Origin of the sequence: Rhodanobacter fulvus Jip2, assembly GCF_000264315.1 — a bacterium.
Lineage (GTDB): Bacteria > Pseudomonadota > Gammaproteobacteria > Xanthomonadales > Rhodanobacteraceae > Rhodanobacter > Rhodanobacter fulvus.
This window is the reverse complement of the sequence record NZ_AJXU01000007.1, coordinates 140,510-155,279: the sequence shown is the minus strand read 5'-3', so window position 1 is coordinate 155,279 and position 14,770 is coordinate 140,510. Positions and strand designations below refer to the sequence as shown.

Annotated in this window: 17 protein-coding genes; 6 read left to right on the top strand and 11 right to left on the bottom strand. The window is 66.0% G+C overall.

Features of this window, described 5'->3' with window-relative positions:
• The first annotated feature begins 46 nt into the window (after positions 1-46).
• Positions 47-250: a dodecin family protein gene (locus tag UU9_RS01870; RefSeq protein WP_007080015.1), complete on the top strand. Its 204-nt coding sequence runs from the start codon at positions 47-49 to the stop codon at positions 248-250.
• Between the two features lie 57 nt (positions 251-307).
• On the opposite strand, the gene UU9_RS01865 is transcribed toward UU9_RS01870, so the two are convergent.
• A complete protein-coding gene (locus UU9_RS01865; protein WP_007080014.1) occupies positions 308-1,138 on the bottom strand; it encodes a hypothetical protein in 831 nt (276 codons plus the stop codon).
• A gap of 157 nt (positions 1,139-1,295) precedes the next feature.
• On the opposite strand from UU9_RS01865, the gene pdxH reads away from it, so the two are divergent.
• The 3 genes from pdxH to UU9_RS01850 are packed head-to-tail and all read left to right on the top strand — an operon-like array spanning position 1,296 to position 3,167.
• Entirely contained in the window at positions 1,296-1,883 is a 588-nt protein-coding gene (gene pdxH / locus UU9_RS01860) for a pyridoxamine 5'-phosphate oxidase (protein ID WP_007080013.1), read from the top strand.
• The gene (locus tag UU9_RS01855) at positions 1,880-2,323 is read left to right on the top strand and encodes a secondary thiamine-phosphate synthase enzyme YjbQ (protein ID WP_007080012.1); all 444 of its coding nucleotides are present in this window, start codon (positions 1,880-1,882) and stop codon (positions 2,321-2,323) included. Before pdxH ends, UU9_RS01855 begins: the two co-directional genes overlap by 4 nt.
• Before the next feature lie 46 nt (positions 2,324-2,369).
• On the top strand, positions 2,370-3,167 hold the full coding sequence (locus tag UU9_RS01850; RefSeq protein ID WP_007080011.1) for a cobalamin-binding protein: 798 nt from the start codon (positions 2,370-2,372) through the stop codon (positions 3,165-3,167).
• 33 nt (positions 3,168-3,200) lie between these two features.
• Here UU9_RS01850 and UU9_RS01845 read toward each other — a convergent pair whose 3' ends face one another.
• Positions 3,201-3,776 carry a YggT family protein gene (locus UU9_RS01845; RefSeq protein WP_007080010.1) on the bottom strand — a complete coding sequence of 192 codons (576 nt, stop codon included), beginning with the start codon at positions 3,774-3,776 and terminating at the stop codon, positions 3,201-3,203.
• Positions 3,773-4,594 carry a pyrroline-5-carboxylate reductase gene (gene proC / locus UU9_RS01840; protein ID WP_007080009.1) on the bottom strand — a complete coding sequence of 274 codons (822 nt, stop codon included), beginning with the start codon at positions 4,592-4,594 and terminating at the stop codon, positions 3,773-3,775. The genes UU9_RS01845 and proC overlap by 4 nt, the downstream gene beginning before the upstream one ends.
• Before the next feature lie 470 nt (positions 4,595-5,064).
• Here proC and UU9_RS01835 point away from each other — a divergent pair, with 470 nt between their 5' ends.
• Entirely contained in the window at positions 5,065-6,102 is a 1,038-nt protein-coding gene (locus UU9_RS01835) for a type IV pilus twitching motility protein PilT (protein WP_007080008.1), read from the top strand.
• A 172-nt stretch (positions 6,103-6,274) separates the two neighbouring features.
• The gene (locus UU9_RS01830) at positions 6,275-7,447 is read left to right on the top strand and encodes a PilT/PilU family type 4a pilus ATPase (protein WP_007080007.1); all 1,173 of its coding nucleotides are present in this window, start codon (positions 6,275-6,277) and stop codon (positions 7,445-7,447) included.
• Positions 7,448-7,539: 92 nt separating this feature from the next.
• On the opposite strand, the gene UU9_RS01825 is transcribed toward UU9_RS01830, so the two are convergent.
• The 8 genes from UU9_RS01825 to gshB form a co-directional block, all read right to left on the bottom strand.
• Positions 7,540-7,914: a BON domain-containing protein gene (locus UU9_RS01825; protein WP_007080006.1), complete on the bottom strand. Its 375-nt coding sequence runs from the start codon at positions 7,912-7,914 to the stop codon at positions 7,540-7,542.
• A gap of 183 nt (positions 7,915-8,097) precedes the next feature.
• Positions 8,098-8,853 carry a Bax inhibitor-1/YccA family protein gene (locus UU9_RS01820; RefSeq protein WP_007080005.1) on the bottom strand — a complete coding sequence of 252 codons (756 nt, stop codon included), beginning with the start codon at positions 8,851-8,853 and terminating at the stop codon, positions 8,098-8,100.
• Between the two features lie 104 nt (positions 8,854-8,957).
• Entirely contained in the window at positions 8,958-10,745 is a 1,788-nt protein-coding gene (locus tag UU9_RS01815; protein WP_040669962.1) for a hypothetical protein, read from the bottom strand.
• Positions 10,746-10,859: 114 nt separating this feature from the next.
• Positions 10,860-11,786 carry an aspartate carbamoyltransferase catalytic subunit gene (locus tag UU9_RS01810; protein WP_007080003.1) on the bottom strand — a complete coding sequence of 309 codons (927 nt, stop codon included), beginning with the start codon at positions 11,784-11,786 and terminating at the stop codon, positions 10,860-10,862.
• A 26-nt stretch (positions 11,787-11,812) separates the two neighbouring features.
• Positions 11,813-12,259, bottom strand: a complete 447-nt coding sequence (gene ruvX, locus UU9_RS01805; RefSeq protein ID WP_007080002.1) for a Holliday junction resolvase RuvX — start codon at positions 12,257-12,259, stop codon at positions 11,813-11,815.
• Positions 12,256-12,825, bottom strand: coding sequence for a YqgE/AlgH family protein (locus tag UU9_RS01800; RefSeq protein WP_007080001.1), 570 nt, complete (start codon positions 12,823-12,825; stop codon positions 12,256-12,258). Before UU9_RS01800 ends, ruvX begins: the two co-directional genes overlap by 4 nt.
• Positions 12,826-12,888: 63 nt before the next feature.
• Complete coding sequence (locus UU9_RS01795; RefSeq protein ID WP_007080000.1) at positions 12,889-13,752, bottom strand: energy transducer TonB; 864 nt, start codon at positions 13,750-13,752, stop codon at positions 12,889-12,891.
• Positions 13,749-14,726, bottom strand: a complete 978-nt coding sequence (gene gshB / locus UU9_RS01790; RefSeq protein ID WP_007079999.1) for a glutathione synthase — start codon at positions 14,724-14,726, stop codon at positions 13,749-13,751. The genes UU9_RS01795 and gshB overlap by 4 nt, the downstream gene beginning before the upstream one ends.
• Between the last annotated feature and the right edge of the window lie 44 nt (positions 14,727-14,770).

The window sequence follows — 14,770 nt, the reverse complement described above, 5'->3', positions numbered from 1 at the left end:
GGGGGCGCCTCGTGCCGCTTGCACGATTCAATCGGAGATTGACGCCATGTCGGTAGCCAAGGTCATTGAAATCAACGCTTCGTCCAGCAAGGGCGTGGAAGACGCCGTGCAGCACGGTTTGAAGAAGGCGGCGGAGTCGGTCAAGAACATCAAGGGCGCCTGGGTCAACGAGATCAAGGTGGTTACCAGGGACGACGGTACGGTGACCGAGTGGCGCGTCAACATGAAGGTCAACTTCGTCGTCGACTGATTCGGGGGGATGTCGGGTCGGGGCAGCAATGCTGTCCCGACTCCCGAAAGCGCGGGCTCAATCGTGGCTGAGGCCGGTGACGTGGCGCTCGTCGTCGTACTCCACGCAGCTGTCGGCCAGCACGGGCAGGGTGGCCAGCGCGTGGCGGCTCAGCCGTTCGAAATGCGACAGGAAGCGATCCATGGCGTCGGCATCCATCGCCAGCGGCGCATGACGGGCCAGCAAATCCTGCTCCTGCTGGCCGCGCCAGCGGCGCACGATGTTCCAGCCCGGTGCCTGCAGCACGATCAGCGCGTCGAACTTGCGCCACAGCGGCTGGTAACTGCGCAATTGCTTGTTCACCCAGCGGCGCCAGCTGCCGTCGGCGTCTTCGCGGCGTTCCAGATCGTTGATCGGGGCGAGCAGCGCCGATTGCGCCTGCGGCCGGATGCCCAGCGCCCAGCCTTCCACGATCACCAGCTTCGGCGCGCGCTTGATGCGCGGCCAGCGCGAGGGTGGAAAACGGGTGTCGCGGCCCTTGTCGAAACGCGGATGGGTCACCGGCAGCTTGTCCGACGCATGCGGCAGCGCCGCCAGCACCGACATCAGCAACTCGATCTCGTGGGTGCCCGGCACGCCGCGCGTGCGCAACAGCGGATGCACCTGCTGGGACAACGCCTCGCGCTCGCTGCGGGCGTAGTAGAAATCGTCCAGCGAAAGCACTTCGGTGGCCCAGCCACGCGCCTGGGCCTGCGCTTTCATCACCCGCGCCAGCGTGCTCTTGCCGCTGCCCTGCAGGCCGGAAAGCGCCAGCACGTACGGCCGCCGCGAACGGGCGATGCGGCCGGCGTAGTGATCCAGCAAATGGCCGGCCAGTGCCTCGTTCTGGGTGTCCGCGAGAGCCTTCATTCGTACCGCGCCGTGACGTGCGGCGGCACCGTGCCGCGGGCGGCGGATACCCGCCGTGCGGCGCGGGCTGGCGGGGGGATTGAGCTAATATGTGAGGTATCCATCTGCCCCATGATGGCGCGCGCGGGCCACGATTCAAGGAAAAGTTTCAAAAGCCATGCTTAATTCCGAGATGTTGCACACTTTCCAGCAGTTGCTGGAGGAGGCCAGGGCCAGCGGCGACCCCGAGCCGACCGCGATGAACCTGGCCACGGTGGATGCCTCCGGTCGCGTGGCCTCACGCATCGTGCTGCTCAAGGGCGCGGACGAGCGCGGCTTCCGCTTCTTTACCAATTACGCAAGCGACAAGGGTTCCCAACTGGAAGCGCACCCGCAGGTGGCGCTGTGCTTTCACTGGAAGCAGGTCCGTCACGGTGTGCAGGTGCGCGTGGAAGGCCACGCCCGCAAATTGCAGGACGAAGAATCCGACGCCTATTTCGCCACCCGTGCGCGCGGTAGCCAGATCGGCGCCTGGGCGTCGCTGCAATCGCAGACGCTGCCCGATCGACAGACCTTCGAGCAGCGGGTGGAACGCTACGAGCAGGAATTCGCCGGCCGCGACGTCAGCCGTCCGCCGCACTGGGGCGGCTTCGTGGTCGAGCCGGACACGCTGGAGTTCTGGTACGGCGCGGAGTTCCGCCTGCACGAGCGCGTGCGCTGGAACCGCCACGGCCAGACCTGGACCCATCGCCTGCTGTACCCATGAACGGCGGCGCCCAACCCTGTCGGCTGGTCGACCAGAACGGCTTCACGGTCGCCACCCGCGGCCGCGGTTTCAGCGAGATCACCCGCGACGTCGCCGAGCTGGTGGCCGCCAGTGGCGTGCAGACGGGTATCGCGCAGGTGTTTACGGCGCACACCAGTTGCTCGTTGCTGATCTGCGAAAACGCCGACCCGTCGGTGCGTGGCGACCTGGAACGCTGGATGGCGCGTGTGGTGCCCGATGGTGATCCGATGTTCCGGCACGACGCGGAAGGCCCGGACGACATGCCTGCGCATATCCGTTCGATCCTCGGCGGGGTCAGCCTTGCGGTGCCCGTCGGCGGCGGCCGCCTGCGGTTGGGCACCTGGCAGGGCATTTACCTGTGGGAGCATCGAACGCACCCGCATCAGCGCCAGGTCACCGTGACGGTCCTGGGATGCTGACGACCCGGGCCGCGCCGCTGCACGCCATGCCTGGCTGAGGCCGCACATGCCCGACGCCTACCCGCAACGCATCGTCTGCCTCACCGAGGAACCCACCGAGGTGCTCTACGCGCTGGGCGAGGCGCACCGCATCGTCGGCATCTCCGGTTTCACCGTGCGCCCACCGCAGGCGCGGCGGGAAAAGCCCAGGGTTTCGGCCTTCACCAGCGCGAAAATCGGCGAGATACTGAAACTGGAGCCCGACCTGGCGATCGGCTTTTCCGATATCCAGGCGGATATCGCGCGCGAGCTGATCAAGGCGGGCGTCGAGGTGTGGATCAGCAACCATCGCAGCGTGGACGGCATCCTCGCCTATATCCGCCGGCTGGGCGCGATGGTGGGTGCGGGCGCCAAAGCCGAAGCGTATGTGCAGCGGGCGGAGCGGCACATGGCCGATATCCGCGCCGCCGTCGCAAGCTTGCCGCGGCGGCCGAGGGTGTACTTCGAGGAATGGGACGAGCCCATCATCACCGGCATCCGCTGGGTCGCCGAGATCATCGGCATCGCCGGCGGCGACGACTGCTTTCCCGAGCTGGCCCGTGAGCCGTTGGCCAGACAGCGCATCCTGGCGAACGGCGACGAGGTGGTGCGGCGCGCGCCGGACATCATCCTCGGCTCATGGTGCGGCAAGCGTTTCCGGCCGGAGAAAGTCGCGGCACGAGCGGGCTGGGAGGCCATTCCCGCCGTGCAAAGCGGCGACCTGTACGAGATCAAGTCGCCAATCATCCTGCAACCGGGCCCGGCCGCGTTGTTCGATGGGCTGGACGAAATCCATCGCATCATTGCCGCGTGGGCGCTTCGCTGAGCCGGCTCGGTCAGTGCCGGCCTCAGGTAAAGCTCAACGCGCCAAGGCCAGTCGCATGCCCAGGTCCAGCAGCGGCGCGGCGATCAGCATGCGCGCCAGCAGCAGCGCGATCATCACCGCCATCGGCGCGAAATCGATCATGCCCACGACCAGTCGCCCGCGCAGCGGTCGCATCAATGGCGCCACGATGGTATCCAGCAGCCGCAGGACCGGATGGCGCTGATCGACCGCGAACATGCTCAGCAACGACCACGCGAAAACCAGGATCAGGTAGAACATCAGCGCGAAATCGAGCAGCTCGGCCAGCGACAAAATCAGCAACCCGGCCACTCCGGGCATCATGCCCGTCACCGCGAACAGCACCCAGCGTTTCAGCAGCATCGCCAGCCATGCCAGCAGCAGGGCGGCGAGGTTGATCCGGCGCCAGTTGGGGATCACCCGCCGTACCGGCGCCAGCACCGGGTTGGTATAGCGATAGACGAACTGGCTCAGCGGATTGTGGAAATCCGCCCGGCAGGCTTCGGCCAGCACCCGCAGCAGGAGCAGGGTGACGGCGGCATTGAAGGCCAGCTCGATCAGCAGGCCCAGGGCATTCAGCAGATAGCTCACGTTGTCTCATCCAGGCTGGCGGCAAGTTCGGCGCCGCGCTTCCTGGCCGCGCCCATGGCATGGGCCACGATGACGGGCAGGCCGTCGGCGGCAAAGCTTTCCAGCGCGGCCTGCGTGGTGCCGTTGGGCGAGGTGACGCGCTGGCGCAAGGTGGCCGCGTCTTCGCCGCCCTCCGTCAACATGCGGCCGGCGCCCAGGCAGGTCTGCGCGGCCAGCGCGCGGGCCGCGTCGCGCGGCAGGCCCTGCGCCACGGCCGCGGCTTCCATCGCCTCGACCAGGGCAAAGAAATACGCGGGGCCCGAGCCGGACAATGCCGTGACCGTATCCATCAGGGCTTCGTCATCGATCCAGCGGGTGACGCCAGCGGTACCCAGAACGTCCTGCGCCTTGGCCTTTTGCGCCGCGCTGACCGCCGCATTGGCGCACAGCCCGGTGGCCCCTGCGCCGATCAGGGCGGGCGTATTGGGCATGCAACGCACGATCGGCAAGGCGCCAAACCAGCGTTCGAGCTGGTCGATGCGCACGCCGGCGGCGATCGAGATGAGCAGGGGCGATTTGGCCCGCAGCACGTCGCGCAGGTCGCCCTGGATGGCCGGCATGACCTGGGGCTTCACCGCCAGCACAACCACCTCGGCGCCGGCTGCCGCGGTCTTGTTGTCACCATGGCAGGTCACGCCCAGGTCGCGCGTCAACGCCTCGCGGGCGGCGGCCATGGGTTCGGCAACGTTGATGTCGCCCGGGGCCGCGCCATGCTTCAACAATCCGCCGATCAGGCTGCGCGCCATGTTGCCGCCGCCGATGAAAGCAATCTGTGTCATGAAAATCCTCGTTGGTGGGCCTTGCCGCGGTGCCTGCTACAAGCAACCGGGCCACGCCTGTTTTGCCTTGTTGCCGATGACCGACCCCGGCGGTGCGTCGCGCCGAAGGGGAGATCGGTACATCTACCCGAAACGCTTGAAGTGGCGGCTGCCCGGTTTTGCACGCCGGGTTGCCTAGCCTAACCGAGCCGGCCATGGCGGGGAAAACCGCCGGCCTGCCGACGTCGTCGGACGGGTCCACTGGCGTGACGTGCAAACTGCGTCGAAAGTTTGCGATGTCCGCCCGGGAAACAGTGGCCGCGCAGCGGCTTGCGCGAGTAGTATCGAAGCGGTCGCAAGGGGAAGGGGATGCCGGGTTTTCGGATCGGGCCGGCGTCTGCGCTGGCGAGGCTCGCCCGGTGAACTTCGCACCCCGTGTCATGCGGCACCAATCCATGCATCCAGACGATCGGTTTTGAGGGGAACGATAGATGGACATTGCCGAACTGCTTGCGTTCTCGGTGAAAAACAAGGCTTCGGATCTGCACCTTTCCGCGGGCCTGCCGCCGATGATCCGCGTTGATGGCGACGTCCGCCGCATCAACATCCCGGCACTGGAACACAAGGAAGTGCACTCGCTGATCTACGACATCATGTCGGACAAGCAGCGGCGCGATTACGAGGAGTTCTACGAGACCGACTTTTCGTTCGAGATTCCCGGCCTGGCGCGTTTCCGCGTCAATGCATTCACCCAGAATCGCGGCGCCGGCGCCGTGTTCCGCACCATTCCGTCCGAAGTGCTGACGCTGGAAGACCTCGGCTGCCCGCGCATCTTCAAGGAGCTGATCGAGCAGCCGCAGGGCCTGATCCTGGTGACCGGGCCGACCGGCTCGGGCAAATCCACCACGCTGGCGGCGATGGTCGACCACATCAACAAGACCGAATACGGCCACATGCTGACGGTCGAGGATCCGATCGAGTTCGTGCACACCTCGCAGAAGTGCCTGGTAAACCAGCGCGAGGTGCACCGCGACACGCACGGTTTCAACGAGGCGCTGCGCTCGGCGCTGCGCGAGGATCCCGACTACATCCTGGTCGGCGAGTTGCGCGATCTGGAAACCATCCGGCTGGCGCTGACCGCGGCGGAAACGGGGCATCTGGTGTTCGCCACCGTGCATACCAGCTCCGCGGCCAAGACCATCGACCGCATCATCGACGTGTTTCCCGCCGGTGAAAAACCGATGGTGCGTTCGATGCTGTCCGAAAGCCTGCGCGCGGTCATTTCGCAATCGCTGCTGAAGAAGGTCGGCGGCGGCCGCATCGCGGCGCACGAAATCATGGTGGGCATTCCCGCCATCCGCAACCTGATCCGCGAGGACAAGGTGGCGCAGATGTACTCGTCGATCCAGACCGGCCAGCAGTTTGGCATGCAGACGCTGGACCAGTGCCTGCTCGACCTGGTCAAGCGCGGCGTGGTGTCACGCCAGCAGGCCTCGTCGTATGCGAAGAACAAGGATAGTTTCAAATGAGCGTCGGGATTCGGGATTCGGGATTCGGGATTGGCGAAAGCCGCCATCGCGCTACCGTCCGTCTTCCCTGCGCTTGCGTAAACAAGCAGACCATCGGTTGCGCGCGCAATTCGCGGATCGACGGCTTTGACGAATCCCGAATCCCGAATCCCGAATCCCGGGGGTACACGCCATGAGCGATTTCGATTTCACCTCGTTCCTGAAACTGATGGTGCACAAGAAGGCATCGGATCTGTTCATCACGGCGGGTGTGGCGCCGTCGATGAAGGTGCAGGGGCGCATCGTGCCGATCACGCAGAGCCCGCTGTCGGTGCAGCAGGCGCGCGACATGGTGTTGAACGTGATGACGCCGGGGCAGCGCGAGGAGTTCGAGAAAACGCACGAATGCCAGTTCGCGATCTCGGCGCAAGGCGTGGGCCGCTTCCGTGTGTCGTGTTTCTACCAGCGCAATTGCGTGGGCATGGTGCTGCGCCGGATCGAGTCGAAGATCCCCACGCCGGAGGAATTGAACCTGCCGCCGGTGATCAAGCAACTGGCGATGACCAAGCGCGGCATCATCGTTTTCGTGGGCGCCACCGGCTCGGGCAAATCGACCTCGCTGGCCTCGATGATCGGCTACCGCAACGCCAACTCGACCGGCCACATCATCACCATCGAGGACCCGATCGAATACGTGCACAAGCACGAGGGCTGCATCATTACCCAGCGCGAAGTCGGCATCGATACCGACAGCTGGGACAACGCGCTGAAGAACACGCTGCGCCAGGCACCGGACGTGATCATGATCGGCGAAATCCGTACGCGCGAGGGCATGGACCACGCGATCGCGTTTGCCGAAACCGGCCACCTGGTGCTGTGCACCCTGCACGCCAACAACGCCAACCAGGCGATGGATCGCATCCTGCACTTTTTCACGGAAGACCGCCGCCAGCAGTTGCTGATGGATCTTTCGCTCAACCTGAAAGGCATCGTGGCGCAGATGCTCATTCCCACGCCCGACGGCAAATCGCGGCGGGTGGCGGTGGAGATACTGCTGGGTACGCCGCTGGTGCAGGACTACATCCGCCAGGGCGACATCCACAAGCTGAAGGAGGTGATGAAGGAATCCACCTTGCTCGGCATGAAGACCTTCGACCAGAGCCTGATCGAGCTCTACCAGGCCGGCGAGATTTCCTACGAGGACGCGTTGCGCTATGCCGACAGTGCCAACGAGGTGCGCTTGCGCATCAAGCTGGCGCAAGGCGGCGATGCACACACCCTCGCGCAGGGGCTCGACGGCGTGGCGCTGGAGGAGGACCGCGACCCGAACAACCTGGGTTCCGGCAGCAATTTGCTGAATCGCTGAGTTCCACTGACCGTTGGCAAAAAAAGGGAGCCGTGGAGGCTCCCTTTTTTTGCCGCGTCACCGCGGCGCGACAATTACGACGGCTGCTTTGTTCAGTGGGTGGCCGACGCACTCACCGTGAGGCCACTGGCATCCACGCCCTTGACGCCCTTGACGGATTTGGCCACGCGGACGGCTTCGAGCTTTTCCTGCGCCGAACCGACGGTGCCGCTGAGGGAGACCGTGCCATCGACGGTGGTGACCGATACGTCGGTCGCCTTCACGGCCTTGCTGGTACCGAACTCGGATTTGACCTTGGTGGTGATCCAGGCATCGGCGGCCTTGTCCGGCACGGTCTGATTGCTGCTCTGCATCGAGCCATTGGCGCCGGCATCCTGCGCCGCGACCTGGCTGAGTGGAATCAGCGCAAATGCGGCGGTCAGGCCAGCGGCCAACACGGTGCGACGAATCATGGACTGGTTACGCATGGGCTCTCTCCTGCGGTGGGGGGTCTGTCGATACGACAGCCGGTCGCCAACATTCACGGCGTCCGTGCGGCACATGGCACCAGCCGCACCGTGAACCTCGCGTGGGGACGAGAGGCTCCCGTTCAGCCCGCGATCACCGACGCGAAGAGAGGGTTACGTGCATGTTTTCCTGCCGTTACGGGATCAATTGCGCGACTGCAGTTTCGACAGCAGGCGCAGCAATTCCAGATACAGCCAGACCAGCGTCACCACCAGCGCGAACGCGCCGTACCACTCCATGTACTTCGGCGCGCCCGACCGGGCACCGGTTTCGATCAGGTCGAAATCAAGCACCAGGTTCAGTGCGGCGATGATCACCACCACGATGCTGAAGCCGATGCCCATAGTGCTGTTGCCGCTGATGAAATCCATCGAGTGGCCGAAGAAGCCCATCACGAAATTGGCGACATAGAGAAGAAGCACGCCGCCGGTGGCCGCGACCACGCCCAGCTTGAATTTCTCGGTGGCGCGGATCAGTCCGCTGCGGTACGCCAGCAGCAGTGCCGCCATGGTGCCGAAGGTGAGGCCGACGGCCTGCATCACGATGCCGGGGAAACGCACTTCGAAGATGGCCGACAGCGCGCCGATGAAGACGCCTTCCACCAACGCGTACATCGGTGCGGTGAACGGCGCCCAGGTTTTCTTGAAGGTGGTGACGAGGGCCAGGATCAGTCCGCCGATCGCGCCGCCCAGGATCAGCGGATAAAGCGCGGGCGCACTCTCCGGGCCGCTGAAATGGCTCCAGCTGTACATCGCCCCGACCAGCACCAGGATCAGCAGCAGGCCGGTCTTGTTGACCGTGCCGTTGATCGTCATGGTGCTGTCGCCATGGGCAACCAGAGCGCCGCTGGCCGCGTCCAGGAAGGTGTTCTTGTTGATGGCCGGATTGCCGCTTTGCATGATGAGCTCCTGAAGAAGTAGTGCTCATCTTAGAGCCTGCGGCGCGGAAGTCGACCGGTCCGGCCGCACCGGCGCCAAAGGCGGCGCCGGGCGGCGGAAAGCGGCTATTTCAGGACGGTCTGGCTGGTGATCACCATGCCATCGTCGTCGACGTGCATTTCCGCGTCGATGCTGTCGACGCGCTCGGCCTGAGCCTTCATGACGGCGAACTGGGCCTTGGAACGGGCCGCGTTGGCGGCGGCCTCGGTTGCCGCGTCATCGTTGTCGGTACCCAGCGAGGAGTCGTCGCCGCGGCTTATGGTTGCCGTGGCGGCGGCCAGGCTGTCGGCCTTGTCCTCCATCAGCTGCAGCCAGCTCAGGTACATCGCGCCGTTCAGGTGCATCCGCAGCATGCGCCCGGCGTCGCCCACCGGTGTGTTCAGGGTTTCAGCGAGCTTGGCGTCTTCGCCGGCACCGATGCCGATGGCCAGTGCATGCGGACTCATGGCCAGCCATGCCGGTTGACCCACCATGTTCGCCAGATCCTGCGGCAGCGGTATCGGCTTGCCGTCCGCGGCGAGCTTCAGCCGCGCCAGCGACGGCACCATCATCTGGCCGGTGGCGAGCAGGCCGGCGGGGTTGGAGGTGCCCAGCACAAGGCGCCCGCTGAAAGTCGGCAGCGAGGTGTTTTTCGCGGCCACCAGGGTGTCCAGCGCCACCCGCAAACCGAGCATGTCGCCGAACGGCGGGATGGCCGCCTGCTGCATGGCGGCGCCGAGCTTGGCGAACTCGTCGTTGAGATCGGTCAGCTTGGGGCAGGTGAATGGCTTGGCGGCTACGGCATCGGCCTGTGCCGACCAGAACGTGCGCAAGGACATGACCGGCAGCGCGATGCTGAGGTCGAACGGCGCTGTGCCGGCCGTGCCCAGCCCGGGCAGATCCACCTTGAGCCTGGCAAAGGCCTCGCTGATGTCGGACGCCAGCGCGATGTCGAAGCGGGCATCCTGATGTTTCGGGTCAAGCCGCGTGTAGCCAAAGCTCAGCGCAGGTACGCGGGCGGCGATGCGCGCCGCGTCGATCGCGCAGCTGGGCGGTGTCTGCAACTGGTTGGCCACCGGCTCACCGGTCTTGGCCGACTCGGCCTGCGCCCGGGCCTTCTCGATGGCGCCGAACAACGGGTCGTTGCCACTGGCCAGCAGCGGCAGGGCGCGGGTCAGGTCCAGCTGGCCGACCAGCCAGTCCTTATAACCCTTGGCCTTGGCCAGGGTCTTCAGGCGGCCATCGTCCTGCAGGCTCTTTTTCGGCCGGTCCAGACCCAGCGCCTGACGCAGCAGGCTCGGCGTGGCCGTATCGGGAAGCAGGGCGATGACGGCCTGCTTGCCGACGATGGCCAGGATCACCTCGGTGCCGGACGCAGTGGAAACATGGCGGCGATAAGCCTGCTTGTCTTCCTGCGCGGCATCGAGTTTCTTGCCATAGGCGGTTTCGAGCCGGGCAATGAACTCCTCGAACATCGCCGGGTCGCTGAGGTCGAACCGCAGCACCGGTGCCAGGCCCAGGCCGTAAAAGGCGGCCCGGCCCTTCACGTCGATGCCGGCGTGTGCGGCAAAGGTTTCGACGGTCTGGCCTTTCAGCTCGGCGCCGAACGCGCGCAGCAGGCGCGCGGTATCCGGATCCTTGGCGGCCATGTCGTCGGCCATGGCATTGAGCTGTGCCAGTTGGGCCGGCAGCTGCGCGTCGGCCTGGGTCAGCAGGGCGGTGCGAGTGTCATCGTCCAGCGTTGCCAGGTTGGCCACCGCGTACGGCGTGTCCGCAGGTACGAAAGCCAGCGGTGCGTTCTTGTCCTTGTGCGAGCAGGCCACCAGCATGAAGCCGGCCAAACCCAGCGCGATGAAGCGCATCGTCGATCGCATGATGAAACCCCTGATGGATAGGTGGAAAGCGAGGCCATTATGCCCGTTTCCACCCGTGCCGCATTGCAACACCGGGGCAGCGGCGCGCGCCATCACATGCGGCCGGATACTTTCTCAGCGGGCCAGCACTTCGCACAGCACGGCCATGCGCACGAACACGCCGTTGCCCACTTGTTCGAGGATGCGCGACTGCGCTCCATCCGCCACTTCCGAAGCGATCTCGATGCCCCGGTTGAGCGGCCCGGGATGCATCACCAGGCAGCCCTTGGCGGCACGCGCCAGGCGACGTGTGTCCAGCCCGTAGTGGTTGAAATACGCGGCCTCATCGGGCAAATCCACGATGGCCATGCGCTCTTTCTGCAGGCGCAGCATGATCGAGACATCCGCGCCCTCGATCGCGGCGTCGAAATCGTTGTAATAGCGGCAGTGGGGGAATTCGTCTGCCGCCGGCATCAGGCCCGCCGGGCCGCACAGGCGGATTTCCTTCGCGCCCATCACGGTCAGTGCGTGGATGTCGGAGCGCGCGACGCGCGAATGCTTGATGTCGCCGCAGATCACCACCACCAGGTTTTCGAAATCCGGTCGGTGCTGGCGGATCGTGAGCACATCGAGCAGGCCCTGGGTGGGGTGGGCGCGGTGGCCGTCGCCCGCGTTGACCACCGAGACGCCGCTCATCGCATGGCGCACCAGCGCGTCGGGCGTGCCGGCTTCCTTGTGCCGCACGATGATCGCGTCCAGATGCATGGCTTCCAGCGTGTGCAGCGTGTCGTACAACTCCTCGCCCTTGCTGGTGGACGAAAAGCCGAGATCGAAATTGATGACGTCCGCGCCCAGCCGGCGGGCGGCCAGTTCGAACGACGTGCGGGTGCGGGTGGAGGGTTCGAAGAACAGGTTGAGCACGGTGCGCCCGGCCAGCACGTCCAGCTTTCGGGTGCCGTGCGCGCAGGCGTCGCGCAGGGCTTCAGCCCGATCGAGCAGGCGCTCGATGCTGATGCGGGGAAGGTGTTCCAGGGTGGTGAGGTGGCGCAGGCGAGGGCTCATGGGATCGGGTCGACAGGTGGGCGGGGTCAGCGCGGTTCGGCGGTGGCCGGAACCGGCGGTTCGAGGAGCCAGTGCTCCAGAATGACAGCGGCGGCCTCGGCATCGATGTCGTCGGCGTGACGGCGGCGTTTCAGGCCGACGGAGCGGGCATGTGCGAAGCGGCGCGCCGCTTCCTGCGAGCTGTGTCGCTCGTCGATGAGGACCACGGGCACGCCGTAGCGCTCGCGCAATTGCGTGGCGAACCGGCGCGCACCGCGGCTGGCCGGCTGTTCGGCGCCATCGAGCGTCAAGGGCAGCCCGACCACGAACGTGTCCGGCAGCCAGGTCTTTTGCAGCGCGTCGATGACATGCCACTCGATGTTGCCGTCGCGTACTTGCGCGGTGGCCACCGCGCGCGCGCTGCTGGTGATCGTGTTGCCGACGGCGACGCCGATGATGCGGCTGCCGACGTCGAAACCCAGCGCGCAACTCATGCGTGGCCCGCGTACGTGGAAAGCTGGCGCGGGTCCACGCCCACCAGGGCGGCGGCCGCGGTCCAGCGGTCTTCCAGTGGCGTCTCGAACAGGATGCGGCTGCTGGCTTCGGCGGTGAGCCAGGCGTTGTCCAGCAGCTCCTGTTCCAGCTGCCCCGCTTCCCAGCCGGCATAACCCAACGCCATCACCGCCTGCCGCGGACCTTCGCCGGCGGCGATCGCCACCAGGATGTCGCGCGAGGTGGTGATCGACCACTCGGTGTTGACGCGATAGCTGGACTCCCAGTTGCCGGTTTCGCGATGCAGCACGAAGCCGCGCTCCTGCTGCACGGGGCCACCGATCAATACCGGTGAATCGGCCATTTCGATATCGGCGCAGTCGAGCTTCATTTGTGCCAGCACGTCGCCCAGCCGGTATTCGGACAGGCGGTTCACCAGCAGGCCGACCGCACCGTTTTCGTCGTGCTGGCACAGCAGGGCCACGCCGCGCGAAAACGGCGGATCGGCCAGGTTCGGCATGGCGATCAGGAAATGGCCGGTGAGAATGTCGGCGACAGGCGTACTCATGCGTTCATTGTAAGCCCGGCGCGCCGAATAGCGTGCGAACGGGAAGTGACTGCCACACCGGTTCTAGTGATTGCGCAACACGTCGCCCGGCAGGAACTGCCAGGTGCGCGTGATGTACAGCTCGTCCACGGCGGCGTCCCTGGGCAGCGCCGGGAAAGGCGCCGCCAACCGCACGATGCGTTCGGCGGACGCATCCAGCAGCGGATGCCCGGAACTCTTGATCACCTCGATCGTCTTGATGCTGCCGTCGCGGCGCAGGCCCACGGTGAGCACCAGGTCGCCATACAGCTTGCGCTGGCGCGCCTGCTCCGGATAGTTGAGGTTGCCCACGCGTTGCACCCGGTCGGACCACCCGCGCATGTAGCTGGCGTAGACGTACTCGCGGGTGCTGGCGGAGATGAATTTCTTCTTCGGCCGCTTTGCCAGTGCCTCGGTCTGCTCGCGCAGCTCGGCGGCCAGTTGCGCCATCGTCTGCTGGCGTTGCAGGTCGGCGGCGGTCTGTGTCTGCGGCTGCGGCACGACCCTGGTCTGCGCCGAGTCGCTGGTCACCGCGAAGGCACTGGTGCCGGTGGTGGTGACCATGTGCGTGGGCGTGGCGTCGCGCGGAACCGGTGTGGTTGCCTCCGTCGCCCTGGCCGCGGTGCCGGGGTCGGGCTTGGACAGTGCGCCGGAGTGCCGTTGCGAAGGTCGCGCGGCCCGATCGCTCACGCCACCGCCGCTGTTGTTGGCCTGAGCCAGAAAATCCGCGTGGTCCGGCGCCTGCTGGTTGGCCACGTTGACCAGCGTCACATCCAGCGTCGGCAGCGTAGGCGTGGGCTTGGTGAAGTGGAACGTGATGCCCAGCAACAGCACGCCGTGCAGCAACAGCGAAAACAGCATGGTGGCGCCGATCGCGTTCGGCGTCTCGTTGACGGTGACGGCATTCACGCGGCGCGCGTTCCGGCAACGCGCTGCTCGATGACATCGAACAACTGGCCGGCGATATTGAGGCCGAACTGGCGGTCCAGCTCCCGCACGCAGGTGGGCGAGGTCACGTTGATCTCGGTGAGGTAATCGCCGATCACGTCCAGGCCGACAAACAGCAGCCCGCGCCGGCGAAGCTCCGGCGCCACCTGCGCCACGATCCAGCGATCGCGTTCGGACAGCGGCACGCCTTCGCCACGTCCGCCGGCGGCGAGATTGCCGCGGAACTCGTTGCCTTGCGGGATGCGCGCCAGGGCGTACGGCACGGGTTCGCCGTCGACCACCAGGATGCGCTTGTCGCCGGCAGTGATCTCCGGGATGTATTTCTGCGCGATGGTGAGCTGTCGGCCGGCGCCGTGGGCATCGCCGCCGAGCAAGGTTTCCAGCATCGAGTTGAGGTTGCTGTCGCCCGCCTTGACCCGAAAGATGCCCCGGCCGCCCATGCCGTCCAGCGGCTTCAACACCACCTCGCCGTGTTCGGCGGCAAAGCGGCGCAGTTCGCCGGCGTCGCGCGCCACCAGGGTCGGCACGATGCACTGGGGGAAATCCATCGCGAACAGTTTTTCGTTGCAGTCGCGCAGCGCCTGCGGCTTGTTCACTACGGTGACGCCGGCGCGGTGGGCGACTTCGAGCACCAACGTGTCGTTGATGAACTGCGCATCCACCGGTGGGTCCTTGCGCATCAGCACGACGTCGATGTCGCGCAGGTCGCGCCATTGCGGCTCGCCCAGCGTGTACCAGTCGCGCGGATCGTCGCGCACCTGCAAGGCCGCCAGTCGCGCCCACGGCACGCCGTCGCGCAGGGCCAGGCCGGCCTGTTCGAAGTAGAGCAGCGAGTGCCCGCGGCGCTGCGCCTCGAGCAGCATCGCGAAGCTGGTGTCCTTGGCGACCTTGATGGTGCTGATGGGATCCATCAGCACCGCGACCGAAAGCGTCATCGTATTTCTCCGTGGCGGTGTGGCGGACCGAGTGGCCCGCGGTC

What these genes read in the sequence shown, in the direction of transcription:
- UU9_RS01870 (WP_007080015.1), top strand. Translation starts at nt 47, where the DNA reads ATGTCGGTAGCCAAGGTCATTGAAATCAACGCTTCGTCCAGCAAGGGC.
- gshB (WP_007079999.1), bottom strand. Translation starts at nt 14,726, where the DNA reads ATGACGCTTTCGGTCGCGGTGCTGATGGATCCCATCAGCACCATCAAG.
- UU9_RS01810 (WP_007080003.1), bottom strand. Translation starts at nt 11,786, where the DNA reads ATGAGCCCTCGCCTGCGCCACCTCACCACCCTGGAACACCTTCCCCGC.
- UU9_RS01855 (WP_007080012.1), top strand. Translation starts at nt 1,880, where the DNA reads ATGAACGGCGGCGCCCAACCCTGTCGGCTGGTCGACCAGAACGGCTTC.
- UU9_RS01850 (WP_007080011.1), top strand. Translation starts at nt 2,370, where the DNA reads ATGCCCGACGCCTACCCGCAACGCATCGTCTGCCTCACCGAGGAACCC.
- UU9_RS01865 (WP_007080014.1), bottom strand. Translation starts at nt 1,138, where the DNA reads ATGAAGGCTCTCGCGGACACCCAGAACGAGGCACTGGCCGGCCATTTG.
- UU9_RS01820 (WP_007080005.1), bottom strand. Translation starts at nt 8,853, where the DNA reads ATGCAAAGCGGCAATCCGGCCATCAACAAGAACACCTTCCTGGACGCG.
- UU9_RS01800 (WP_007080001.1), bottom strand. Translation starts at nt 12,825, where the DNA reads ATGAGTACGCCTGTCGCCGACATTCTCACCGGCCATTTCCTGATCGCC.
- pdxH (WP_007080013.1), top strand. Translation starts at nt 1,296, where the DNA reads ATGCTTAATTCCGAGATGTTGCACACTTTCCAGCAGTTGCTGGAGGAG.
- UU9_RS01815 (WP_040669962.1), bottom strand. Translation starts at nt 10,745, where the DNA reads ATGCGATCGACGATGCGCTTCATCGCGCTGGGTTTGGCCGGCTTCATG.
- UU9_RS01835 (WP_007080008.1), top strand. Translation starts at nt 5,065, where the DNA reads ATGGACATTGCCGAACTGCTTGCGTTCTCGGTGAAAAACAAGGCTTCG.
- proC (WP_007080009.1), bottom strand. Translation starts at nt 4,594, where the DNA reads ATGACACAGATTGCTTTCATCGGCGGCGGCAACATGGCGCGCAGCCTG.
- ruvX (WP_007080002.1), bottom strand. Translation starts at nt 12,259, where the DNA reads ATGAGTTGCGCGCTGGGTTTCGACGTCGGCAGCCGCATCATCGGCGTC.
- UU9_RS01830 (WP_007080007.1), top strand. Translation starts at nt 6,275, where the DNA reads ATGAGCGATTTCGATTTCACCTCGTTCCTGAAACTGATGGTGCACAAG.
- UU9_RS01825 (WP_007080006.1), bottom strand. Translation starts at nt 7,914, where the DNA reads ATGCGTAACCAGTCCATGATTCGTCGCACCGTGTTGGCCGCTGGCCTG.